Annotated in this window: 20 protein-coding genes; 2 read left to right on the plus strand and 18 right to left on the minus strand. The window is 73.6% G+C overall.

Annotation, left to right across the window (positions count from 1 at the left end):
- Position 1: 1 nt before the first annotated feature.
- Complete coding sequence (gene rpe, locus FB454_RS06550; protein WP_013285529.1) at positions 2-682, minus strand: ribulose-phosphate 3-epimerase; 681 nt, start codon at positions 680-682, stop codon at positions 2-4.
- A gap of 261 nt (positions 683-943) precedes the next feature.
- On the opposite strand from rpe, the gene FB454_RS06555 reads away from it, so the two are divergent.
- Complete coding sequence (locus FB454_RS06555) at positions 944-1,831, plus strand: septum formation family protein (protein WP_013285528.1); 888 nt, start codon at positions 944-946, stop codon at positions 1,829-1,831.
- A gap of 77 nt (positions 1,832-1,908) precedes the next feature.
- Positions 1,909-2,799, plus strand: a complete 891-nt coding sequence (locus FB454_RS06560) for a septum formation family protein (RefSeq protein ID WP_013285527.1) — start codon at positions 1,909-1,911, stop codon at positions 2,797-2,799.
- A 43-nt stretch (positions 2,800-2,842) separates the two neighbouring features.
- Here the strand turns inward: FB454_RS06560 and FB454_RS06565 are convergent, their stop codons facing one another.
- The 17 genes from FB454_RS06565 to carA all read right to left on the minus strand — a co-directional run bounded on the left by FB454_RS06565 (position 2,843) and on the right by carA (position 24,475).
- Positions 2,843-4,591: a M28 family metallopeptidase gene (locus tag FB454_RS06565; RefSeq protein WP_013285526.1), complete on the minus strand. Its 1,749-nt coding sequence runs from the start codon at positions 4,589-4,591 to the stop codon at positions 2,843-2,845.
- Between the two features lie 236 nt (positions 4,592-4,827).
- Entirely contained in the window at positions 4,828-6,477 is a 1,650-nt protein-coding gene (locus tag FB454_RS06570) for a transcription antitermination factor NusB (RefSeq protein WP_145822658.1), read from the minus strand.
- Complete coding sequence (gene fmt, locus FB454_RS06575) at positions 6,474-7,400, minus strand: methionyl-tRNA formyltransferase (protein ID WP_013285524.1); 927 nt, start codon at positions 7,398-7,400, stop codon at positions 6,474-6,476. Before fmt ends, FB454_RS06570 begins: the two co-directional genes overlap by 4 nt.
- 5 nt (positions 7,401-7,405) lie before the next feature.
- Positions 7,406-7,966, minus strand: coding sequence for a peptide deformylase (gene def / locus FB454_RS06580; protein ID WP_030271057.1), 561 nt, complete (start codon positions 7,964-7,966; stop codon positions 7,406-7,408).
- 42 nt (positions 7,967-8,008) lie between these two features.
- Positions 8,009-9,271 carry a cytochrome P450 gene (locus FB454_RS06585; RefSeq protein ID WP_186461542.1) on the minus strand — a complete coding sequence of 421 codons (1,263 nt, stop codon included), beginning with the start codon at positions 9,269-9,271 and terminating at the stop codon, positions 8,009-8,011.
- Positions 9,272-9,365: 94 nt separating this feature from the next.
- Complete coding sequence (locus FB454_RS06590; RefSeq protein WP_013285521.1) at positions 9,366-10,346, minus strand: AAA family ATPase; 981 nt, start codon at positions 10,344-10,346, stop codon at positions 9,366-9,368.
- A gap of 229 nt (positions 10,347-10,575) precedes the next feature.
- Complete coding sequence (locus FB454_RS06595; protein ID WP_145822660.1) at positions 10,576-12,621, minus strand: primosomal protein N'; 2,046 nt, start codon at positions 12,619-12,621, stop codon at positions 10,576-10,578.
- A 59-nt stretch (positions 12,622-12,680) separates the two neighbouring features.
- Complete coding sequence (gene metK / locus FB454_RS06600; protein ID WP_013285519.1) at positions 12,681-13,871, minus strand: methionine adenosyltransferase; 1,191 nt, start codon at positions 13,869-13,871, stop codon at positions 12,681-12,683.
- Between the two features lie 97 nt (positions 13,872-13,968).
- Entirely contained in the window at positions 13,969-15,177 is a 1,209-nt protein-coding gene (coaBC, locus tag FB454_RS06605) for a bifunctional phosphopantothenoylcysteine decarboxylase/phosphopantothenate--cysteine ligase CoaBC (protein ID WP_013285518.1), read from the minus strand.
- 14 nt (positions 15,178-15,191) lie between these two features.
- Positions 15,192-15,458 (minus strand): DNA-directed RNA polymerase subunit omega, encoded by a 267-nt coding sequence (rpoZ, locus tag FB454_RS06610; protein ID WP_013285517.1) that lies wholly within the window; start codon positions 15,456-15,458, stop codon positions 15,192-15,194.
- Between the two features lie 3 nt (positions 15,459-15,461).
- Positions 15,462-16,013 (minus strand): guanylate kinase, encoded by a 552-nt coding sequence (locus FB454_RS06615; protein WP_030271049.1) that lies wholly within the window; start codon positions 16,011-16,013, stop codon positions 15,462-15,464.
- 25 nt (positions 16,014-16,038) lie between these two features.
- Positions 16,039-16,356 (minus strand): integration host factor, actinobacterial type, encoded by a 318-nt coding sequence (gene mihF / locus FB454_RS06620; protein ID WP_013285515.1) that lies wholly within the window; start codon positions 16,354-16,356, stop codon positions 16,039-16,041.
- A gap of 175 nt (positions 16,357-16,531) precedes the next feature.
- Positions 16,532-17,371, minus strand: a complete 840-nt coding sequence (gene pyrF, locus FB454_RS06625) for an orotidine-5'-phosphate decarboxylase (RefSeq protein WP_145752697.1) — start codon at positions 17,369-17,371, stop codon at positions 16,532-16,534.
- A gap of 85 nt (positions 17,372-17,456) precedes the next feature.
- Positions 17,457-18,731 carry an adenosylmethionine--8-amino-7-oxononanoate transaminase gene (locus tag FB454_RS06630; protein ID WP_091328935.1) on the minus strand — a complete coding sequence of 425 codons (1,275 nt, stop codon included), beginning with the start codon at positions 18,729-18,731 and terminating at the stop codon, positions 17,457-17,459.
- A 102-nt stretch (positions 18,732-18,833) separates the two neighbouring features.
- Entirely contained in the window at positions 18,834-19,841 is a 1,008-nt protein-coding gene (locus tag FB454_RS06635) for a quinone-dependent dihydroorotate dehydrogenase (RefSeq protein ID WP_145822661.1), read from the minus strand.
- 121 nt (positions 19,842-19,962) lie between these two features.
- The gene (gene carB / locus FB454_RS06640; RefSeq protein WP_145822662.1) at positions 19,963-23,310 is read right to left on the minus strand and encodes a carbamoyl-phosphate synthase large subunit; all 3,348 of its coding nucleotides are present in this window, start codon (positions 23,308-23,310) and stop codon (positions 19,963-19,965) included.
- Positions 23,303-24,475 carry a glutamine-hydrolyzing carbamoyl-phosphate synthase small subunit gene (carA, locus tag FB454_RS06645; protein WP_174361786.1) on the minus strand — a complete coding sequence of 391 codons (1,173 nt, stop codon included), beginning with the start codon at positions 24,473-24,475 and terminating at the stop codon, positions 23,303-23,305. The genes carB and carA overlap by 8 nt, the downstream gene beginning before the upstream one ends.
- Between the last annotated feature and the right edge of the window lie 60 nt (positions 24,476-24,535).

Here is a 24,535-nt window from a genome sequence, read left to right on the forward strand (position 1 = left end):
CTCAGGCCCCGGTCATCGCGCGTTCCGCCAGGCCCCGCAGGCGGCGTACCGCCTCCGCGGGATCGTCGGCGCCGTAGACGGCGGTGCCCGCGACGAACGCGTCGGCGCCGGCCGCGGCGGCCTGCTCGATGGTGTCCGCGGCGATGCCGCCGTCGACCTCGATGCGCAGCTCCAGGTGCCCGCTGTCGACGTGCCGGCGGGCCGCGCGCACCTTGTCCAGCAGCTGCGGCAGGAAACGCTGGCCGCCGAAGCCGGCCTTGATCGTCATGATCAGCAGCGTGTCGAAGCTCGGCAGCAGTTCGAGGTACGGCTCGATCGGGGTGTCCCGGTCGATCGCCAGCCCTGCCTTCGCCCCGGCCGAGCGCAGGTCCTTGGCCAGCGCCACCGGGTCGTCGCACGCCTCGGCGTGGAACGTGACGTTGTACGCCCCGGCGTCGGCGTACCCGGGCGCCCAGCGGCGCGGGTCGGTGATCATCAGGTGCACGTCGAACGGGATCCCGGTGACGGCGCGCAGGCTCTGCACCACCGGCAGCCCGATGGTCAGGTTGGGTACGAAGTGGTTGTCCATGACGTCGACGTGCAGCCAGTCGGCGGCGGGCTCCACGGCACGGACCTCGTCGGCGAGGCGGGCGAAATCGGCGGCCAGGATGCTGGGCGCGACGATCGGCGGCGGTACGGTCACGGGGCCAGTGTACGAACGCGGTGATCCGGAGGTAGCGGCACGGCTCCCGGAGCGACCAGTGGTGATCCTTCCGTCACCCGCGGTGCACCATCCGGCCGTCCGGAGAAAAAATCGGCACGAATAGTCGCCGGTGACTGGCCGATCGATTGAAAGATGACGAAACTCCTACAGGGACGGTCACGTATGCTGCACGCCCGGGCGCGGGGGACGCCGGTCGGGCCTATGACGACCGGCTGTCATCTCTCCCGGAAGGGGCGGACGATGCGACGGTGGCTCCACGTGCTCGCGCTGGCCGGCGCCGCGACTGCGGTGCTCGCAGGTTGCGCTCAGGTGCATCGGGCCGACGGCGACCTGATCGACGACTGGGCGGCGCTGCCGGTGCCGCAACTGTTCGTCCCGGCGACCGAGGCGTGCCTGCCCCGGCTGAGCACAGTGGTGGCGGCCGCCACGTACGAGACGGTGAACTGCGCGGGCAGCCACCTGGCCGAGACCGTGCACGTCGGCCGGTTCAGCGGGCCGGCGGCGCAGGGCGTACGCCCCGAACCGGGCTCACCGGCGCTGCGGACCGCGCGCGCCGAGTGCGACCAGCGGGCCCGGGAGATGATCGGCGGGGACTGGCGCGCCGCCCGGCTCACGTTGAACATCGCGCTGCCCACCGTCACCGCCTGGACGTCCGGCGCCCGCTGGTTCCGCTGCGACCTGGCCGAGACCGACAGCATCGACAACACCCGCCCGGTCAATCGGGTCGGCAGCCTGCGGGGCGCGCTCGTCGGCGACAACCCGCTGGTGCACAGGTGCTTCGACCCGAAGCTGATCGGCCAGAACCTCAACTACATGGCCCCGGTGCTGTGCACCGAACCGCACCGGGCGGAGTTCGTCGGCGTGTACGAGGAACGCGACATGAGCTGGGCGGAGTTCACCCGGGGCGCGCCCGCCACGCACCGGCGCTGCATGACGCTCATCGCCGCGTTCGCCGAGGTGCCGGACAACGCCGAACTGCCGTACCGGGCCGGGTCCATCTTCTACCCGCCGTCGCAGCGGGAGTGGGAGGAGGGCGACCGGGGCGTGCGCTGTTTCCTGTGGAGTGACGACCGCAAGCTGAACCGCTCGGTGCGCGGCGCCGGACCCGAGGGACTCCCGGTCACCTGAGCGGCTGCCGTATGCTGCACCGCCGAGGCGTACCGGTCGACCGGGCGGCGCCGGATGCGCGGGGGAGGTCGGTCGGGATGCGGCGATGGCGGGTGGCGGTCACAGTGGGCGCGGCGCTGGCGCTGGCGCTCGGCGGCTGTGCCGCGCCAGCCGGAGTGGACCGGGACCTGGTCGACGACTGGCCCGCGTTCGCCGCGCCGGTCGGTTTCGTGCCGCAGAGCGGGGCCTGTCATCCCACTGTCGCCGACGTCGGCTACCTCAGCGGCTACCAGCCGGTCGACTGCGCCACCCCGCACCGCACCGAGACACTGCACGTGGGCACGATGACCGGCGCGGAGGCGGAGCGTTCCGCACCGCCGCGGACCGGCTCGGCCGGCGTGCGCGCCGCGCACGCCGACTGCGCCCGGCAGGTCACCCGGGCCGTCGGCGGGGACTGGCGCGGCGGGCGGCTACGCCTGGCGGTGGTCTTCCCCTCGGCGCTCGCGTGGTCCGGCGGGGCCCGCTGGTACCGCTGCGACGTCGCCGAGATCACCGATCTGGACGAGGGTGCCGTGGCCCAGCGCACCGGCAGTCTGCGGGGTGCGTTGAAGCCCGGCTCGAAGCTCGCGCTCGGCTGCTTCAACCCGAAGCTGAGCAAGGACGAGGTGCAGTCGATGCGGCCGGTGGCCTGCACCAGCAAGCACCACGCCGAGTTCGTCGGCGTCTACCAGGCGCCGGACATCAGCTACGCCGAGTTCGAACGCACGCCGCTGCGCACGCACAAGGCCTGCCGCGGCCTGATCGCCAAGTACGCCGGGCTGCCGAACGACGGCAACATGCAGTACCGGGCCGGCACCATCATCTACCACCCGTTCGAGGAGCAGTGGCGCGACGGTGACCGGGGCGTGCAGTGCTTCCTGTGGGTCTCCGAACGTTCGCTGACCCGGTCGGTCAAGGGCGCGGGCGCGAAGGCGCTGCCGATCACGTGAGACCCGGGCGGGGCGGGCCGGCGCCCACCCCGCCCGGGACCGCTCAGCCGACCTGCAGCGTCACGTCGTCCACGACGAAGCTGGTCTGCAACGAGGAGTCCTCGACCCCGGTCCACTTCAGCGTGACCGTCTGACCGGCGTACGCGGCCAGGTTGAAGGTGCGCTGGGTGTAGCCGGTGGCCTTGTTCAGGTTCGAGTACGTGGCCAGCGTCGTCGAACCGACCTGCACTGTGAGCTTGTCGTACGCGGTCGAGGTGGTCGTCTCGGCCGAGTCGATGTGCAGCCAGAACGAGAACGTGTAGCTGCTGCACCCGGACGGCAGCGTGACCGACTGGGACAGCGTGTCGGTACGCGAGGAGCCGTACCCGTTCATCCACGCCTTGTACGACCCGGTGCGGGCCGCCTGGCTGGAGCTGTTGGTGATCACGCCGGAACTGGCCGTCCACGGCGTGGTGCCGGACTCGAAGCTGCTGTTGCCGATGAGCTGGCCGCCGGTGCAGCCGCCGCTGCCGCCGGTCACGGTGATCGTGTAGCTGGCGGTGCGGGTGGCCGAGCCGGTGCCGGTCACGGTGAGCGTGAACGTGCCGGTGGTGGCCGTCGACGAGGCGGTGACGGTCATGGTGGCCGAGCCGCCCGAGGTGACCGAGGACGGGCTGAAGCTCACCGAGACGCCGCTCGGGGCGCCGCTGGCGGACAGCGCCACGGTCTGCGCGCTGCCGGCGGTGGTGGCGGTGCTGACCGTGGCGGTGGTGGAGCCGCCCCGGGCGACGCTGCCGGAGGTGGGGCTCACCGAGACGGAGAAGTCGTTGGACGGCGTGCCGCCGCCGACGGCGAGCTGCCAGATCGCGTACGCCACACCGTCAGCGGCCCGGTTGAGGATGGTCGTGTTGATGTTGCTGGTGTTGTCGCAGGAGCGGTGGTAGCACCCGTCGTACGCCGCACCGGCAGTGCCGCCCCACTTGCTGGCCTGCGCCGAGCTCTTGGTGTAGCTGGCGCCCGCCGCGTAGCCGGAGGTCTGGATGCCGGCGTTGGCGAACGAGTAGTCGTCCGAGCGGCCCTGGCCCTCGGTGTTCTCCTCCGGCGAGATGCCGAACGAGTCCCAGTACGCCTTCAGCGGCGCGGCCGTGGCCGAGGTGATCCGGTTGATGAAGTAGCCACCGTTGGGCGAGCCCACCATGTCGAAGTTGTAGTAGCCCTTGATGTAGCCCCGCTGGGTGGAGCTGAGCTGGTTGACGTAGTGCTTGGAGCCCTGCAGGCCCTGCTCCTCGCCGTTCCACCAGGCGAACCGGACCCGCTTGGTCATGGTCGGGTTCTGCGCGGCCAGCACCAGCGCGTTCTCCAGCAGCACCGACGAGCCGGAGGCGTTGTCGTTGATGCCGGGGCCCGCGGAGACGCCGTCCAGGTGGGCGCCGAACATGACGACCTGGTCGGAAGGGCCCTGCGGCCACTCGGCGATCAGGTTGTTGCCGGGGTAGGTGCAGGTGGAGCAGTTCTGCTCGGTGACCGTGTAGCCGGCGGCCTGCAGCTTGCCCTTGACGTAGTTGACCGACGCCGTGTAGCCGGCCGAGCCGGAGCGCCGGTTGCCGCCGTTGCTGGTGGCGATGGAGTTGAACTGGGTGAGGTGGGCCTGGATGTTGCTCAGGGAGACGTCCGGCGCGGCGAGGGCGGCGACGGCCGGGGCGGGGGCGGCGGCCGGAGCGGGCGCGGCGGAGGCGGTGCCGGCCAGGCTCGCCGTCGTCAGGGTGGCGACGAGGGCGAGCGCGAGGCTCGTGGTCGGCGTTCTGCGTCTCATGGAGACTCCTCGTGGGGGTTCGGCGGGCGGGGGTGCCGGGACCGGTGGTCGAAACAGTTACATGCATCGATCAAACAGTCAACGGGCTGTCACATCCCACCGGCCCCCTCTCCCCACCGGGATGCCGCACACGCTCCATCCCTCCCCATTTCTCCGCATGACGATCAAGGAGTTCGTGTCCGGGCACGGCGGCCCAGGCGACACGAACTCCTTGATCGACTGCGAGGAGAGGTGGGTCAGACCCGGCGGAGGACCGCCAGGAACATGGCGTCGGTGCCGTGGCGGTGCGGCCAGAGCTGCACAGTGGGGCCGTCGCCCAGGCCCGGCATGCCGGCCGGCAGCAACGGCCGCGCGTCGACGAAGTCGACGTCGAAGCCGCACCGCCGGGCCGCCTCGGTCACCGTCACGTGCGTCTCCACCACGTGCGGCGAGCACGTCACGTACGCGACCAGGCCGCCCGGCCGGGCCGCCCGCAGCCCGGCGGTGAGCAGTTCCCGCTGCAACCGGGTCAGCGGCGGCAGGTCCGACGGCTGGCGGCGCCACCGCGACTCCGGGCGACGGCGCAGCGCGCCCAGCCCGGTGCACGGCGCGTCCACGAGCACCCGGTCGAAGTGCTCCTCCGGCAGCTTCGGGTCGCTGCCCACTGTGCGCCCGTCCGTGTGCACCACAGTCACCGGCAGCCCGCGGGTGGCCTGGGCGACCAGCCGGGCCCGGTGCTCGGCCACCTCGACAGCTGTCAGCCGGGCACCACGGGCCGCGGCGAGCGCGCCGAGCAGGCCCGACTTGCCGCCCGGACCCGCGCACAGGTCCAGCCACCGGCCGTCCGGGCCGTCCAGCGGTGCCGCCACCAGCGCGTCCGCCACCAACTGGGAACCCTCGTCCTGCACGTGCGCGCGGCCGTCGGCCACCGCCGGCAGATCGCCCGGCGCGCCGCCGGGCAGGTAGACCGCGTACGGCGAGAACGCGCCGGGCGCGCCGCCCACCTCGTCGGCGAGCGCCACCGGATCGGCCAGGCCCGGCCGGGCGCACAGGTGCACCGGCGGGCGCTCGTTGTCCTCGATGAGCAGCCGAGTCGTCTCGCCCATGTCGCCGCCGAGTGCCTCGGCGAACGACCGCACGATCCACTGCGGATGGCTGTACGCGAGCGCGAGGTGCCCGATCGGGTCGGTCTCCTGCGCCGGGGCGAGCTTCGCCACCCAGGCGTCGGCGTCCCGGCTGGTGATCTCCCGCAGCACCGCGTTGGCGAACCCGGTGGCGCCCGGCCCCACGGACCGGACCAGGTCCACGGTGGAGGACACCGCGGCGTGCGCGGGCACCCGGGTGTGCAGGATCTGGTACGCCCCGAGCCGCAGCGCGTCGCGCACCGGCGGGTCGATGCGCTGCACGTCCCGCCCGGCCGCGTCGGTGACGATCGCGTCGAGCGTGCCGGTGTGCCGCAGCGTGCCGTAGGTCAGCTCGGTGGCGAACGCGGCGTCCCGGCCGGTCAGCCCGGCCTCGCGCAGCATCGCCGGGAGCACCAGGTTGGCGTACGCGTCGTCGCGGTGCACCGCCGCGATCGCCTCGTACGCGATCTGCCGGGGCAGGTCGACTGCCGGACGGGCCGGACGCCCGCCCCGCCGGTCCCCACCGAACCGGTCCCCGCCTCGCCGGTCGCCGCCGGGCCGGTCCCCGCCCCGCCGGTCGCCGCGCTCACGGTCGCCGCCGAACCGGTCGCCGGCACGCCGGTCCGCGGCGGGCCGGTCGGAGCGCTGCCGGGCGCCACGCTCACGGTCGCCGAAACGGTCGTCGCCCCGGCGCTCGCCGCCGGGCCGGTCGCCGTGCTCACGCGCGTACCCCCCGGGACGCTCGCCCTCGACGGGCCGGTCCGGGCGCTGCGGCCCCGTCACGCGAACACCTCGCCGGCGGTGACCCGGGCGCCGCGAGCCCAGTCGCCGGCGGGCATGGCCTTCTTGCCTGCGGCGCGCACCTCGCCGAGGCGCACCGGCGTGGTGGCGGTGCCGACCAGCACACCGGACTTCTCCACGTGCAGCTCCCCCGGCTTCAGCTCCGGGCCGTCGGGCAGCGGGGTGACCGGGCCGAGCTTGACCCGGTCGTCGCGGAACGTGGTCCACGGGCCGGGCGCGGGCGTGCAGGCGCGGATGCGCCGGTCCACCGCGAACGCGGGGTCGCCCCAGCGGACGCGGGCGTCCTCCACTGTGAGCTTCGGGGCGAGTGAGACCCCGTCGGCCGGCTGCGGCACGGCCCGGGCGGTGCCGGCGCCGATCGCGTCGAGGACCGCGACCAGCAGCCCGGCGCCGGAGTGCGCGAGCCGTTCCAGCAGGTCACCGGAGGTGTCGGCGGGACGGATCTCGTCGGTGACGGTGCCGTACACCGGGCCGGTGTCCAGCCCTTCCTCCAGCTCGAAGACGCTGGCCCCGGTCAGCTCGTCGCCGTGCAGCACGGCGTGCTGCACGGGCGCGGCGCCGCGCCAGGCGGGCAGCAGGGAGAAGTGCAGGTTGATCCAGCCGTGCCGGGGGATCTCCAGCGCCACCGGCGGCACCAGCGCGCCGTAGGCGACCACCGGTACGCAGTCCGGCGCCAGCTCGCGCAGCCGGTCGAGGAACTCCGGCTCACGCGGACGGGCCGGGGTGAGCACCTCGACGCCGTGCGCGTCGGCCCACGCGCCGACCGGCGAGCGGACCAGTCCCCGGCCCCGCCCGGCCGGGGCGTCGGGGCGGGTGACCACGGCGAGCAGCTCGTGCCCGGAGGCGGCGATCGCGTCCAGGGCCGGTACGGCGACAGCCGGCGTGCCGGCGAAGATCAGGCGCATCCGGGTCACCGCCCCAGGCCGAACGGGTTGCCGGCGGCGTGCGGGCTGAGCTTGACCGTCGGCGGCGCGGCCTGGTCGTACCACTCGGCCTGGCGGATCGCCTTCATGGCCTCCTTGCGGCCGGCCGCGTCGAGCCGGTCGACGAAGAGCACCCCGTCGAGGTGGTCGGTCTCGTGCTGCACGCAGCGGGCCATCAGCCCGGTGCCGACGATCTGCAACGGGTCGCCGTAGCCGTTGAAGCCCTTGGCGATCACGTTCTGCCGGCGCTTGGTGTCGAAGTAGAGCCCGGGGATGGACAGGCAGCCCTCCGGGCCGTCCTGCTCCTCCTCGTCGGGGAACTCCAGCACCGGGTTGACCAGGTGGCCGAGGACGTCGTCGACGTCGAAGGTGAACACCCGCAGGCCCACCCCGAGCTGCGGCGCGGCCAGGCCGGCGCCGCTCTGCTCGCGCATCGTGTCGGTCAGGTCGGCGATCAGCTTGCGCAGCTCGGCGTCGAAGTCGACGACCGGGTCGGCCGGCGTGCGCAGCACCGGATCGCCGAACAGACGGATGGGCTGGACGGTCACTCGGCGTGGCTCCTTGTCTGGGTCGAACGATGCGCGTCCAGTCTACGGAGTCGGCCCGGCCGCCCCGGGTGGCGTACCGGGAACGGTGACCGGGGCCGCCTCCCACCCCACGCTCACCGGCAGCGTGGCGTGACCACGCAGGGTGAGCCGGACCCGCCGCTCGGGCCGGCCCGCCACTGCCAGCCCGGGCAGCCGGCGCAGCAGCAGCGGGAACGCCACCTGCGCCTCCAGCCGGGCCAGCGCCGCGCCGAGGCAGTAGTGCGGCCCGGCGCCGAATGAGAGCGGCGCGATCTGCGCCCGCCACGGGTCGAAGCGGGCCGGATCGGGATAGCGGCGGGGATCACGGTTGGCCGCGCCGAGCAGCACGATGACCCAGCTCTCCGGCGGCAGGTCGACGTCGCCGTACCGGGACGGCGCGGTGCTCATCCGCGAGGTGAGCTGCACCGGTGAGTCGTAGCGCAGCAGCTCGTCGACGTACGCGGGGGCGAGGTCGGGCCGCTCGCGCAGCGCCGCCGCGGCGCGCGGATGCTCCAGCAGCGCCACCAGGCCGTTGCCGAGCAGGTTGGTGGTGGTCTCGAAGCCGGCCACCAGCAGCACGATGAGGTTGGCCAGCAGCTCGTCGCCGGAGAGCCGGTCGCCACCGTCGTGCGCCTGGACCAGCGCGGTGGTGAGGTCGTCGGCCGGGGCCCGGCGGCGGGCCGCCACCAGCTCGGTGAAGTAGCCCCGCAGCTCGGTCGCGCCCCGGTCGGCCACCGCCAGCTCGTCGGCTGTGATCTCCGGTTCGAGCACGCCGGTCAGGTCGGTGGCCCAGCGCCGGAACAGCGGCCGGTCCGCCGCCGGCACGCCGAGCAGCGCGCAGATCACGCCGACCGGCAGGGGGTACGCGAACGCGGCCATGAAGTCGACCGGCTCGTCGGCGGCGAGCATCGCGTCGACCAGCTCGTCGGCCTGCGCCCGCACCACGTCGCGCATCGCGGCGATCCGGCGCGGGGTGAACGCGCCGGCGGCCAGCCGCCGCATCCGGCTGTGGTCGGGCGGGTTGGTGCGCAGCATCGACCGGGAGATCGACAGCACGGCCGGGCTCTCCCGCCAGCCGGGCATGAACTGGTCGCGCAGCGCGTCGTCCATCACCCCGAACCGGGCGTCGCGCAGGATCGCGTCGGCCTCGGCGTAGCCGGTGACCACGTAGAAGACCGGCCCGGCCTGGACCACCGGGCCGTGCGCGCGCAGCCGCTCGTACGTCGGATAGGGGTCGAGACGACCCTCGGGGGACATCAGCAGCGCGAGCGCGTCGGTCGGATCCACGATTCCGCCTCCCCAGGCATCGGAGGCCTTCATCATGCTCCGGCCCGCCGGATCGGGTGAACCCGTGACGGCGAGGTGGCGGTGTCCCCGGCGGTCAGGCGCCGGCGCCCGGCTCCCCGGCGAGCACCGGGCCGCCGCCGAGCAGCGCGTGCTCCGGCAGCGGCAGCGTGATGCCGTGCGCGTCCTCCCAGTCGTGGATGAGCCCCGGGCGGGCCTGCGCGGTGAAGAAGTCGACGGCGCTGATCCCGCCGACCACCGGCTCGTCCACCTCGGCGACCAGCCGGGCCGGGACCATCGGCAGGCCGGCGCGCACCGCCGCGCTGAGCCGCCGGTGGCCGTCGACGACGAAGAAGTACTCGCCGGTGTAGCCGATGCTCAGCGGCTCCGGCTCCTCGTCGCGTCCGGCCGCCTCGGCGGCGGCGTCGGAGTCCCAGAGGCCGCGCAGCGTCGACACGTCCTCGGTGGGGTACACCCGGTTCGGGTCGAGCAGCAGCAGCGGCCGGCCGGCGCGCAGCACGTCCGCGCCGAGGCGGCCCTCGTAGACGTCGATGACGTGCTGGATGACCTGCTCCGGGTTGGCCCGGGTGGTGTCGCAGACCAGGTCGTAGTTGCGCAGGCGGGCCTTGTCGACGCCGTACCGGACGATGAACCGGCCGCGCTCGCTCTCGCTGCGCTCGCGCAGCTTGGCCCGCGCCTCCTCCAGCGAGGTGTAGCTCTCGGCCGGGCCGGACGGGCGGGCGAGCACGCGCCGGGCCGCCTCGGTCGGCTCGGTGATCATGTGCACCTTGAGCGCGTCGGTGAAGAAGTGCCAGGCCAGGCGGGAGTCCATGACCAGGGACTCACCGGAGGCGGCGATGTCGCGCTGGAGCTGGTCGACGTACCCGTCGACGGCCTGGTCCAGCTCGGCGTGCAGGTTGAGCTGGAGGGCGGTCATCTGCCGCTCCTGGGCCATCTGGCGGTAGAGGTCGCCGACGCTGACCCGGCGCAGCCCGAGCCGCTTGGCGATCTCGACCGAGACGGTGCTCTTGCCACTGCCGAGGTCACCGTTGAAGACGATCGACTGACGAACGGTCACGACTGGTCCACCCCTGCTCACCGGCTGACTGACGACATCGAATCCGTGTCGGCCCGACGTGCTCTGGCACCCGCCGCGCCGCGTCCCGCGCGGGAAAACCGCACGGCTGGGCATGACGGGCGATGCTATCACCGCCCGCTACTCGATTGCCGGACCAGGTGTGCGGCAAACCCCAGGTCACGACCGTGCGCGAGGGTCCGCGTGCGCACTGTCACGCGATCGCGTCCGATCAGAACAGGGTGAGCGGATCGACCTGGAGCCGTACCGGGTCGGCCGCCTTGCGGGCGCTGCGCTGCCCGGCGGCGGCGTGCAGCGCCTCGGCCATCGCGGCGGCCCGGGACCGGGGCACGCGTACCAGCATCCGCTCCCGGCCCTCGTCGGCCGGCACCGGGCCGAGCACCTCGGCGTCGCCCGGCAGCCGGGCGCCGGCGAGCAGGTCGGCCACCGCCTCGGCCGCGCCGGTGACGCTCGCCATCCGGACCGCCGGCGGGAAGCCCAGCTCGCGCCGCTCGGCCAGTTCCCGGGCCGCGAACCAGGCGGAGTCCCACCGCAGCAGCGCCTGCACCGGGGCCAGCGCGCCGTCCGCGACCACCACCACCCGGCCACCTGCCGTACCGGGCCGGGCCAGCGCGGCGGCGGCCATCCAGCGCCGCAGCGCCTCCTCGCCGGCCCGCAGGTCGGCCCGGGTCAGCAGCGCCCACGAGTCGAGCAGCAGCACCGCGCCGTACCCGCCCTCCGCGACCGGCTCCGCGCCCGGGGTGGCGATCACCAGCCCGGCGCCGCCCGGCACCGTCGCCAGCACCTCCTCCCGCCCCGAGGTCCGCACCGGCACGCCGGGGAACGCCCGGCCCAGCTCCTCGGCGGTCCGCCGGGCACCGGTCACCGAGGCGCGCAGCCGCCGCCCGCCGCACTCCGGGCAGGCGTACGCGGCGGCCACCCGCCCGCACCAGCGGCAGGCGGGCGTGCCCTGCGCCGACGGCAGCGCGAGCGGCCCGGCGCAGTGCGGGCAGCGGGCCGGGGCGCGGCAGTCGGCACAGGCCACCGACGGCACGTAACCCCGGCGCGGCACCTGCACCAGCACCGGCAGGTCCGCGCGCAGCGCGTCCCGGGCGGTGGTCCAGGCCAGGCTCGGCAGCCGTGCCGAGGCCGCGCCGGGATCGCGGGCCAGTTGCGGGTCGTCGCCGGTGGGCGCCAGGGCCGGGGTACGCGCGCGCACCACCGCCCGGTCGGCCACCACCTCGCGCGCCCAGCCGGTCTCCACCAGCAACTGCGCCTCGGCGGTACGGGCGTAGCCGCCGACCACCGCGGCGATGTCGCCGAGCTGCGCCCGGGTCAGCAGCACGTCCCGGGCGTGCGGGTAGGGCGCCCGCGGTTCGCCGTGCAGGTCGTCGCCGTCGTCCCAGATCGCCACCAGGCCGAGCCGCCGCACCGGGGCGAACATCGCCGCCCGGGTGCCGATCACCACGTCCACCCCGCCCGTCCGGGCGGTGAGGAAGGCCCGGTAGCGGCGGGCCGGACCGTCGGCGGCGGCGAGCCGGACGTGGCGTCCCGCGCCGAGCACCGCGGTCAGGGCGGCGTCGAGCCGGTCCAGGTCACGGGCGTCGGCCACCACGACCACGGCACCACGGCCACCGGCCACCGTGGCGGCGACCGCGTCGGCGTACCGGTCGGCCCAGTCCTCCCCCGGCAACGCCGACCAGACCGCGCGGGCGGGCCGGCCGTCGGTGAGCGCGCGCAGCAGCGCCGGCCCGGCCGGGTAGTCCCGCCAGCCGCGCGGATCCACCTCCGCCCGGCCACCCGGCCGGGCCCCCGCGTCGGCGGCCTCGGACGGTACGCCCCCGGGCGCGGTGCCGTCGGCAGGCGCGGTGCCGTCGGCAGGCGCGGTGCCGTCGGTGGGGCTGCCGTCAGGTTCGGTGCCGTCGGGCGCGGGCTCGTCGGTGGGTGGCGTGTCCGTCGTGACGGCCTTCTCGGCGCGGGCGTGCCGGGGCGGCACCGCCAGCCGGAGCACGTCGGCGAGGCTGCCGGCGTACCTGTCGGCGACCGCGCGGGCCAGCCGGGCCACCTCCGGGGACAGCACCGGCACCGGGGAGACGACCTTCTCCAGGTACGCGAGCTTCGGGTGCTCGGACGACTCGGCGCGCTCCAGCAGCCAGCCGTCGACGAGCTGCCCGGCGAACCGTACCTTCACCCGCACCCCGGGCCGGGCGTCGGCGTCGAGCGCCTCCGGCACCAGGTAGTCGAACGGGCGGTCGAGGTGGGGCAGCGGCACGTCCACGCAGACGCGCGCGACCGGCGACCCCTGCGCGGGTCGCCGGTCGCGGCGCGTGGTGGCGGTCAGGCTCCCGCGGCCGACTTGAGGTCGGCGGCCCGGTCGGTGCCCTCCCAGGTCAGCTCCGGCAGCTCCCGGCCGAAGTGGCCGTACGCGGCGGTCTGCTGGTAGATCGGGCGCAGCAGGTGCAGGTCCCGGATGATGGCGGCCGGACGCAGGTCGAACACCTCGGCCACGGCCTTCTCGATCGAGGCGACCGGCACGGTCTCGGTGCCGAACGTCTCGATGAACAGGCTCACCGGGTGCGCCTTGCCGATCGCGTACGCGACCTGCGCCTCGCACCGCTCGGCCAGCCCGGCGGCCACAACGTTCTTGGCCACCCAGCGCATCGCGTACGCGGCCGACCGGTCGACCTTCGACGGGTCCTTGCCGGAGAACGCGCCGCCGCCGTGCCGGGCGTACCCGCCGTACGTGTCCACGATGATCTTCCGGCCGGTCAGGCCGGCGTCACCCATCGGGCCGCCGATCTCGAACCGCCCGGTCGGGTTGACCAGCAGCCGGTAGCCCTCGGTCTCCAGGCCGAGGCCCTCCAGCTCCGGGGCGATGACGTGGTCCCGGATGTCCGGGGTGAGCAGCGACTCCAGCGAGATGTCCGCCGCGTGCTGGCTGGACACGACGACGGTGTCGAGCCGGACCGGGCGCAGCCCGTCGTACTCGATGGTGACCTGCGTCTTGCCGTCCGGCCGCAGGTACGGGATCGTGCCGTCCTTGCGGACCGCGGCGAGCCGCCGGGCCAGCCGGTGCGCCAGCGCGATCGGCAGCGGCATCAGCTCGGGCGTCTCGGAGCAGGCGAAGCCGAACATCATGCCCTGGTCGCCGGCGCCCTGCGCGTCCAGCGCGCTCTCCGACCCACCGGTACGCAGCTCGAAGGCGTTGTCGACGCCCTGGGCGATGTCCGGCGACTGGGCGCCGATGGACACGCTGACGCCGCAGGAAGCGCCGTCGAAGCCCTTCTTCGACGAGTCGTAGCCGATGCCGAGGATGGTCTCGCGGACGATGGTGGGGATGTCGGCGTACGCCTTGGTGGTCACCTCGCCGGCCACGTGCACCTGACCGGTGGTGATCAACGTCTCCACCGCGACCCGGCTGTGCGGGTCCTGGGCGAGCAGCGCGTCGAGAATGCCGTCACTGATCTGGTCGGCGATCTTGTCCGGGTGGCCCTCCGTGACCGATTCGGACGTGAAGAGACGTGTCACGGCACTCCTAAGCATGTGAAGACTTTTAAAGGTCGCTCGGCGGCAGTTTAGTCATCATCGTTCCGCCGCGACGCGATGAACGCGGGTCGACCAACCGTCAGGAACGCGACGGCAGCCGCGGACAGACGAGGTCCCAGACGGCGTCGGCCAGGGCCTCCTTGGGCTGCTCGGGCAGCCGGTGCACGGCGCCGTCGGCGCCGATCACGGTGGCCGCGTTGGTGTCGGCGCCGAAGACCTTGTCCACGCCGACCTCGTTGACCACGATCATGTCGGCCCCCTTGCGGGCCAGCTTGGCCCGGCCGTTGGCCTCCGCGTCGTCGGTCTCCGCGGCGAAGATCACCAGCACCTGCCCGGGCCGGCGACGCCGCCCCAGCTCGACGGCGATGTCCGGGTTGGTGACCAGCTCGATGGTCGGCGCGACACCGTCGTCGGACTTCTTGATCTTCCCGGTGGCGTAGCTGGCCGGCCGGAAGTCGGCGGGCGCGGCGGCCATCACCACGGCGTCCGCGTCGGCGGCCGCCGCCAGCGTGGCGTCGCGCAGCTCCTCGGTGGTGCCCACCCGGACCAGGTCCGCCCCGGCCGGGTCGGGCAGCGCCACGTTGGCCGCGACGAGCGTGACCCGGGCGCCCCGGGCCACGGCGGCGCGGGCGAACGCGTACCCCTGCTTGCCGGACGACCGGTTGCCCAGGAACCGGACCGGGTCCAGCGGCTCGCGGGTGCCCCCGGCGGTGACCACCACGTGCCGGCCGGCCAGATCGGCCTCGGCCTCGACGCCGCGGGCCAGGGCCCGGCGGGCCACCGCGAAGATCTCCGCCGGGTCGGGCAGGCGGCCCTTGCCGGTGTCCCGCCCGGTGAGCCGGCCCACGGCCGGCTCGATCACGCGGACGCCCCGCGAGCGCAGCGTGGCCACGTTCGCGACGGTCGCCGGGTGCTCCCACATCTCGGTGTGCATGGCCGGGGCCAGCAGCACCGGGCAGCGGGCGGTCAGCAGCGTGTTGGTGAGCAGGTCGTCGGCGAGGCCGTGGGCGGCCTTGGCGAGCAGGTCGGCGGTGGCCGGGGCGACCACGACCAGGTCGGCGTGCTGCCCGAGCCGCACGTGCGGCACCTCGTGCACGTCGGACCAGACGTCGTCGGCGACCGGCCGGCCGGACAGGGCCGCCCAGGTCGGCGCCCCGACGAAGCGGAGCGCCGAGGCGGTCGGCACCACCCGGACCCGGTGACCCGACTCGGTGAAGAGCCGGAGCAGCTCACACGCCTTGTAGGCGGCGATGCCGCCGCCGACCCCGAGGACGATCTCGGCGGGCATCGGCGCGGGCGGGGTTACGGCTGGTCGGTCGGCTCGGCGGTGAGCAGGCCCGCGTTGATCTCGCGCATGGCGATGGAGAGCGGCTTCTCCTGCGGGGTGGTCTCCACCAGCGGGCCGACGTACTCCAGGAGGCCCTCACCGAGCTGGCTGTAGTAGGCGTTGACCTGACGGGCGCGCTTGGCGGCGAAGATGACCAGCGCGTACTTCGAGGTGGTCTTCTCGAGCAGCTCGTCGATCGGCGGGTTGGTGATGCCCTCGGGGTTGGTGGCGATGGATCCCACGAATTAAACCTCTGCGTCTCGTGCGCCGCCCGCGGGCGGTCGGGCCGGAGCCAGGAAGGACGAACCGAGCAATCCTACCAGCTCCGCCGCGGCGCGTTCGGTGTGGTCGTGTGCCACGGCATGGGCGAAGAGGGCCGCGACGTCCGGGTCGGCCCGGTACGCCGGGGGCGCGAGCAGCACCAGCCGGGCGCCGGGCGCCGCCACCCGTACCGCCAGCGCGCCGGCCAGGTCCAGCGGCAGCAGCACCGGCCGTCCCTCCGCGAGCCGCGCCCGCACCTCGGCCCGGGGCACCCCCCGGCGGTACGGCCCGATCCGGCACCACTCCAGCAGCTCCCCGGCGGCGATCAGCCGGTCGAAGCCGGGCGCGTCGAGGAAGACGCGGTCGACGCCGTCACGCTCGTCCGGACGGGGTGGGCGGGTGGTGGCGACCACCGGCACGCAGACAGACGCAAGGCGCGCCCGGACCGCCTCGACGACACTGCTCCGGCCGGCCCCGGAGGGACCGGACAGGACAGTGAGCCGAGCCGCCGAGCGCGCCTCGTCATCCGTGCTCACCGCTTGTTTCTACACGGCGGGCCGTTCAGTTGGCGGCGAACTCTCCGAGCAGAGCCTTGCGCTGCTGCTCGCCGAGGCCGCGCAGGCGACGGCTGTCCGCGATCTTGAGCTTCTCCATGATCTGGGTGGCCCGGATCTTGCCGATGCCCGGCATCGCCTGGAGCACGGCCGAAACCTTCAGCTTGCCCACGACGTCGTCGGACTCGGCCCGCTCGAGGACGGTGGCGAGGGTGGTCTTGCCCTGCTTGAGCTGCTCCTTCAGCTCAGCGCGGGCCTTGCGGATCTCCGCGGCCTTCTCCAGCGCGGCAGCGCGCTGCTCGGGGGTCAGTGACGGGAGCGGCACCAGTTCTCCTCAGGTCCCTAGTACGGCGGGCTGAGCGCCCCACCGCATCTGTGAAACGTGGTGTCGCTGGCAACCAAAGGGGTCCGTGGTTCCCAGCGCGGGGAAAACTAGCGGTCAACGGAGATTTCGGCAACGTGGACGCGCGATGATCAACCCAAAGTGACCGAGCCGTCAGTCAGTCCGCCGTGCCCAGGGCGGCCCGGCAGTCGGCCAGCACCCGCTCGGTGGCGGCCCGCAGGCCGGCCGGGTCGGGGCCCGCGCCGAGCACCTCCCGGGAGTACGACGGCAGCACCCACGGCAGCGCGGCGCCGAACACGGTACGCAACCCGGCGGGCGTTCCGCCCTGCGCGCCCAGCCCCGGCGCGAGCAGCGGACCGTTGACCGAGTCCAGATCGTGACCCGTCTCACCGACTGTCGCGCCGACCACCAGACCGAAGCTGCCGAGGGGCTCCGCACCGCGGTTGAGCTGGGAAATCTCGTCGATCACGGTCTGCGCGACGGTGCGCCCGCCGACGCCCACGGCGCGCTGCACGGAGGCACCCTCCGGGTTGGAGGTGAGCGCCAGGACGAAGACCCCGCCACCGTGCTCGGCGGCGGTGGAGAACATCGGGGCGAGCGAACCTACTCCCAGGTAGGGGCTCGCGGTGACCGCGTCGACATACAGAGGGCTGGATGGATCGAGGTACGCCGAGGCGTACGCGGCGACGGTAGAGCCGATGTCACCTCGCTTGACGTCGAGCAGAGTGAGCGCTCCCAAATCTCGCAACTGTCGGATAGTTGACTCAAGCACGCCGACGCCCCGGGCGCCGAAGCGCTCGAAGAACGCCGACTGCGGCTTGACCACGGCGACCCGGTCACCGATCGCCTCCACCACGGTGGCGCAGAACCGCTCCAGGCCCGCCACGTCGTCGGACAGGCCCCAGGCGGTCAGCAACCCGGGGTGCGGGTCGATCCCCACGCAGAGCGGCCCTCGTTCCGCCACGGCCCGGTGCAGACGGGCGCCGAACGTCTCCATGCGTCTCTCCCTCTCCCGGCGGCTCCGGGCCGCCTGGCGTGTCCGGCGACGGGCCTCCCGTCGCGCCCTGTCGAACCGGCCGGGCTCAGCCGGCCTTGACCGCCGCGGCCACTCCGGCCGCGATCCGCGCCACGTCCGCGGCGTCGCAGACGTACGGCGGCATCGTGTAGACGAGATCCCGGAACGGGCGCAGCCACACCCCCTCGGCCACCGCGGCGGCGGTCGCCCGGGGCAGGTCCACCTCGTGGTCGAGCTGCACCACCCCGATCGCGCCGAGCACGCGTACGTCGGCCACACCGGGCGCGTCCCGCAACGGCGCCAGGCCGGCCCGCAGGCCCTCGGCGATGCCCGTCACCCGTCCCGCCCAGTCCCCGGCCCGCAGGAGGTCCAGGGAGGCGTTGGCGACGGCGCAGGCGAGCGGGTTACCCATGAACGTCGGCCCGTGCGCCAGCACCCCGTCGGCGGAGATGGCCCGCGCCACCTCGGGCGTGCACAGCGCCGCGGCGAGCGTCAGGTACCCGCCGGTGAGCGCCTTGCCGACGCAGAGCACGTCCGGGGTGACGCCGGCGTGCTCGGCGGCGAACATCCGGCCGGTCCGGCCGAAGCCGGTGGCGATCTCGTCGAACACCAGCAGGATGCCGTGCCGCCGGGTCACCTCGCGCAGCACGCGCAGATAGTGCGGGTGGTGGAACCGCATCCCGCCGGCGCCCTGGACGACCGGCTCCACGATCACCGCGGCCAGTTCGCCGGCGTGCCGCTCCACCGCCTCCACCAGCGCCGCCTCGTACGCCGGGTCCGGCGCCGCGTCGAAGCCGGGCGGCGGCACCGGCGCGAACACCTGCCGGGGCAGCACGTCGCCCCAGAGATGGTGCATGCCACCCTCCGGGTCGCAGACGCTCATCGGGTGGAACGTGTCGCCGTGGTAGCCGCCCCGCCAGGTGCCCAGCCGGCGTCGCTGCGGGCGTCCCAGCGCCCGCTGGTACTGCAGGCACATCTTCACCGCCACCTCGACGCTCACCGAGCCGGAGTCGGCCAGGAAGACGTGTTCCAGGCCGTCCGGGGTCAGCTCGACGAGCGTGCGCGCCAGGCGTACGGCGGGCTCGTGGGTGAGCCCGCCGAACATGACGTGGCTCATCCGCCCGAGCTGGTCGGTCACCGCGGCGTCGAGCACCGGGTGCCGGTAGCCGTGGATCGCCGCCCACCACGACGACATCCCGTCGACCAGCTCCCGCCCGTCCGCGAGCCGCAGCCGCACCCCCGCGGCGCTGTCGACCACGTAGGGCGCGCCGGCGCCGGGCATCGGGGCGTACGGGTGCCACACGTGCCGCCGGTCGGCTTCCAGGATCTCCTCGGGCGTCACGTCTCCTCCTTCGGCCCTCTCCCCCGCGATCTTGCAGTTGCCGCCCCGGCAGCGCCCGGAATGGGGCGGTGTGCCAGGGCCGGAACTGCAAGATCGCGCGGGTCAGGTTCGGGTTGTGATGGCTCGGGTGAGGGCGGGGCCCCGGTAGATGAAGCCGGTGTAGAGCTGGAGCAGGGAGGCGCCGGCGTCGAACATGCGTGTGGCGTCGTCGGGGTGCAGGATGCCGCCCACACCGATCACCGGCAGCCGGCCGCCGGTCTCCCGGTGCACGAAGGCGACCATCTCCCGGGCCCGGGCGGTCAGCGGCCGGCCGGACAGCCCGCCGGCCTCGGCGGCGCGCTCCCGGTCGGCCGGGGCGAGCCCGTCCCGGGCGAGTGTGGTGTTGGTGGCGATGACCCCGGCCGCGCCCCGGTCGAGGCACACCTCCAGCAGCTCGGCCACGGCCGGCTCGGTCAGGTCCGGGGCGATCTTCACCAGCACCGGCTTCTCTCCCACCAGCGCGGCGAGCAACGCGTCCAGATGGGACCGGTCCTGAAGCGACCGCAGCCCGGGGGTGTTCGGTGAGGACACGTTCACCGCGAAGTAGTCGCCGTGATCCTTGAGCGCCCGGAACGAGGCGAGGTAGTCCTCGACCGCCTCGTCCAGCGGGGTCACCTTGGACTTGCCGAGCGAGATGCCCAGCGGCACGCCGAGCGGGCGCGGCAACGCGGCCAGCCGGTCCGCCAGCGCCTCGGCACCGGCGTTGTTGAAGCCCATCCGGTTGATCACGGCTTCGCTGTCGCGCAGCCGGAACAGCCGGGGCCGGGGGTTGCCCGGCTGGGCGTGCGCGGTCACGGTGCCGACCTCGACGAAACCGAAGCCCAGCGCCGGCCAGGCCGGCAGCGCGAGCCCGTTCTTGTCCATCCCGGCCGCCAGCCCGACCGGGTTGGGGAAGCGCACCCCGAACACGGTGCGCGGCGCCGACCGGAAGTACGCCGCCCGCAGCGCGGCGAGGACCGCCGGCTGCCGGGACACCGCGGCCAGCCGCGCCAGCGTCCACTCGTGCGCCCCCTCCGCGTCCCCGCCCGCGAGCGAGAACAGCCGGGGCCGCACCACCTTCTCGAAGATCACGCCCCGGCCCCCCGCCCGGCCCGCCCGGCCCGCCCGGTTTCCCCGTCGATCATGAGGTTGACGGCGATGTGGATCTCCAAATCCGCCGTCAACCTCATGATCGGCGCGTTGAGGCGCGGGGTCACTCGCCCGCCCGGAGGGCGGCGTGGAGATCCTGCAGCGGGCGGACCTTCAGGTCGCCCCGGATGCGGGCCTCGATGCCCATGACGGCGGCTGCGGCGCCGGGAACGGTGGTGACGCACGGGATGTCCACGCTCACCGCCGCGCTGCGGATCTCGTACCCGTCGGAACGGGCGCTCGCCCCGGAACCCTGTGGCGTGTTCACCACCAGCGCCACGTCCCCGCCGAGGATCAGCGAGACCGCGTCCGCGCCCTCACCCGACTCATAGTGCTTGCGGATCTGCTCGCAGGCGATGCCGTGCCGGCGCAGCACCTCGGCCGTGCCGGTGGTGGCCACGATCTCGAAGCCCAGGTCGGCCAGGCGCTTGATCGGGAAGATCATGCCACGCTTGTCCCGGTTGGCGACCGAGACGAAGATCTTCCCGGCGGTCGGCAGCGACCCGTACGCGGCGGCCTGCGACTTGGCGAACGCCTGGCCGAAGCCGGTGTCGATGCCCATCACCTCGCCGGTGGACTTCATCTCCGGGCCGAGCAGCACGTCGATGCCCTTGCCGGACGGGGTGCGGAACCGCTTGAACGGCAGCACCGCCTCCTTGACCGCGATCGGCGCGTCGGCCGGCATGGTGCCGCCGTCGCCGGTGGGCGGCAGCATCCCCTCGGCGCGCAGCTGCGCGACGGTGGCGCCGAGCGCGATCCGGGCCGCCGCCTTCGCCAGCGGCACCGCCGTGGCCTTCGAGACGAACGGTACGGTCCGGGAGGCGCGCGGATTGGCCTCCAGCACGTAGAGCATGTCGCCCTGCAGCGCGTACTGGACGTTGAGCAGGCCGCGCACCCCGACGCCGCGGGCGATCTGCTCGGTGTAGTGCCGCACCTGGGCCAGGTGCGAGCCGGCCAGGGTGATCGGCGGCAGCGCGCAGGACGAGTCGCCGGAGTGGATGCCGGCCTCCTCGATGTGCTCCATCACGCCGCCCAGGTAGACGTCGCCGTCGGCGTCCACGAGCGCGTCCACGTCGATCTCGATGGCGTCGTCCAGGAACCGGTCCACCAGCACCGGCCGGTCCGGCGAGATGGCGGTGGCCCGGCCGATGTAGTCGCGCAGCGTGGCGTCGTCGTACACGATCTCCATGCCGCGCCCGCCGAGCACGTACGAGGGGCGGACCAGCACCGGGTACCCGATCTCGTCGGCGATCGCCTTCGCCTCGTCGTACGAGGTGGCCATGCCGTGCGCGGGCGCGCGCAGCCCGGCCCGGGCCAGCACCGCGCCGAACGCGCCACGCTCCTCGGCCAGGTGGATCGACTCCGGGGAGGTGCCGACGATCGGCACCCCGGCGTTCTTGAGCCGCTGCGCCAGGCCCAGCGGGGTCTGCCCGCCGAGCTGCACGATCACCCCGATGACGCCGGGGCCGCCCGCCTCCTTGCCGGAGGAGTCCTCGGCGTGCCAGACCTCCAGCACGTCCTCGAACGTCAGCGGCTCGAAGTAGAGCCGGTCGGCGGTGTCGTAGTCGGTGGAGACGGTCTCCGGGTTGCAGTTGACCATGACGGTCTCGTAGTCCACGTCCCGCAACGCCTGGACCGCGTGCACGCACGAGTAGTCGAACTCGATGCCCTGACCGATCCGGTTCGGCCCGGAGCCCAGGATGAGCACCTTCGGCCGCGCCGAGGGCGCCACCTCGGTCTCCGAGTCGTAGGTCGAGTAGTGATACGGCGTGGTCGCCTCGAACTCGGCCGCGCAGGTGTCCACCGTCTTGTAGACCGGCCGGACGCCGAGCCGGTGCCGCAGCGTCCGGACGCCGTCCTCGGCGGCCAGCTCGGGACGCAGTGCGGCGAGCTGCCGGTCGGACAGGCCGGCCCGCTTGGCCCGGCGCAGCAGGGCGGCGTCGAGCACCGGCGCGTCCACGATCTCGGCGCGCAGCTCGACCAGCGAGGCGATCTGGTCCAGGAACCACGGGTCCATGCCGCCGGACGCCTCGGACACCTCGGCGATCGACGCGCCGAGGCGCAGCGCCCGCTCGACCGTGTAGAGCCGGCCGTCGTGCGGCGTGCGCAGCGCCGCGAGGGTGTTCTCCCGGGTCGCGTCCTGAGGGTCGGGGACGGTCCAGAAACCGGATGATTTGGTTTCCATCGAGCGCATCGCCTTGTTCAGCGCCTCGGTGAAGTTGCGGCCCAGGCTCATCGCCTCGCCCACCGACTTCATCGTGGTGGTCAGCTCCGGGTCGGCGCCGGGGAACTTCTCGAACGCGAACCGGGGGATCTTCACCACCACGTAGTCGAGCGTCGGCTCGAACGCCGCGGGCGTCTTCAGCGTGATGTCGTTGGGGATCTCGTCGAGCGTGTAGCCGATGGCGAGCTTCGCGGCGATCTTCGCGATCGGGAAGCCGGTGGCCTTCGACGCCAGCGCCGAGGAGCGCGACACCCGCGGGTTCATCTCGATCACGACGATCCGACCGTCGGCCGGGTTCACCGCGAACTGGATGTTGCAGCCGCCGGTGTCCACACCGACCTCGCGCAGCACCGCGATGCCGAGGTCACGCAGCCGCTGGTACTCCCGGTCGGTGAGCGTCATCGACGGCGCGACGGTGACGCTGTCGCCGGTGTGCACACCCATCGGGTCGACGTTCTCGATCGAGCAGACCACCACCACGTTGTCGTGGCGGTCGCGCATCAGTTCGAGCTCGTACTCCTTCCAGCCGAGCACGCTCTCCTCGATGAGCACCTCGTGCACCGGGCTGGCCGCCAGGCCGGAACCGGCGATGCGCTCCAGGTCCTCGTCGGTGTGCGCCATGCCGGAACCGAGGCCGCCCATGGTGAACGACGGCCGGATGACCACCGGCAGGCCCAGCTCGGCGACCGTCTCGCGGACCTCGTCCATCGAGTGGCAGACCCGCGACCGCGGCACCAGCGCCGACGGATCGTCCAGGCCCAGCCGTACGCCGGCCTTCGCGACGATCTCCTTGAACAGCTGCCGGTCCTCGCCCCGGTTGATCGCCTCGATGTTCGCGCCGATCAGCTCGACGCCGTACTTCTCCAGCACGCCCGCCTCGTGCAGCGCGACAGCGGTGTTCAGCGCGGTCTGCCCGCCGAGCGTCGGCAGCAGCGCGTCGGGACGCTCCTTGGCGATGACCAGCTCGACGAACTCCGGGGTGATCGGCTCGACGTACGTGGCGTCGGCGAACTCCGGATCCGTCATGATCGTCGCCGGGTTGGAGTTGACCAGGCTGACCCGGATCCCCTCGCTGCGCAGCACGCGGCAGGCCTGGGTGCCGGAGTAGTCGAACTCGCAGGCCTGTCCGATCACGATCGGCCCGGAGCCGATCACCAGGACGTGCTTGAGGTCGGTCCGCTTAGGCATTCTTTCCGCCTTCACTGTGGTTCCGGTCGAAGCCACGGCCTTCGATCAACTCGGCGAAACGGTCGAAGAGGTAGTCCGCGTCGTGCGGGCCGGCCGCCGCCTCCGGGTGGTACTGGACGGTGAAGGCGGGCACGTCCACGGCCCGCAGCCCCTCGACCACGTTGTCATTGAGGCAGACGTGTGACACCTGGACACCGCCGAACTCGGTCTGGATCACCTGATCCGGCACCACGGCGCCGTCCCCGGCACCCGGCACCTGCACCGCGAAGCCGTGGTTGTGGCTGGTCACCTCGACCTTGCCGGTGGCCCGGTCGAGCACCGGCTGGTTGATGCCGCGGTGGCCGTACCCCAGCTTGTAGGTGCCGAAGCCGAGCGCCCGGCCGAGGATCTGGCTGCCGAAGCAGATGCCGAACAGCGGGATCCGCCGGGTCAGCACCTCCCGGGCCAGCGCCACCGGGCCGTCGGCGGTCGCCGGGTCGCCCGGGCCGGGCGAGAAGAAGACCGCGTCCGCGCCGGTGGCGAGCAGGTCCTCGATAGTCGACCCGGCGGGCAGCACGTGGGTGGTGACGCCGCGGGCGGCGAGCCGGCGCGGCACGTTGCGCTTGATGCCCAGGTCCACAGCCGCCACCGTGAACCGGTGCTCGCCCTGCGCCTCGACGACGTACGGCTTGGCGGTGGTCACCTCGTCGGACAGGTTCGCGCCGACCATCTGCGGCGAGCGGCGGACCCGCTCCAGCAGGGCGGCCGGGTCGTCCTCGACACTGGAGATGCCGACCCGCATCGCGCCGCGCTCGCGCAGGTGCCGGGTCAGCGCCCGGGTGTCCACGCCGCTGATGCCGACGACGCCCTCGGCGGCGAGCCGGTCCTCCAGGCCGCCGCCGGCCCGCCAGTTGGAGCTGATCCGGGCCGGGTCGCGCACCACGTACCCGGCCACCCAGATCCGGTCGGACTCGTCGTCCTCGCCGTTGACGCCGGTGTTGCCGATGTGCGGCGCGGTCTGCACCACCACCTGCCGGTGGTACGAGGGGTCGGTGAGCGTCTCCTGGTAGCCGGTCATGCCGGTGTTGAAGACGGCCTCGCCGAAGGTCTCCCCGACGCTGCCGTACGCCTCGCCGTGGAACGTGCGCCCGTCCTCCAGGACGAGGATCGCCGATCTACGCTTCACCATTACCGGGCCCGCCTTTCGTTCGCGACTGCGGGACTCCGCTCCGCTGCGTTCCTCGCG

Source organism: Micromonospora sp. CNZ297, from assembly GCF_007827625.1.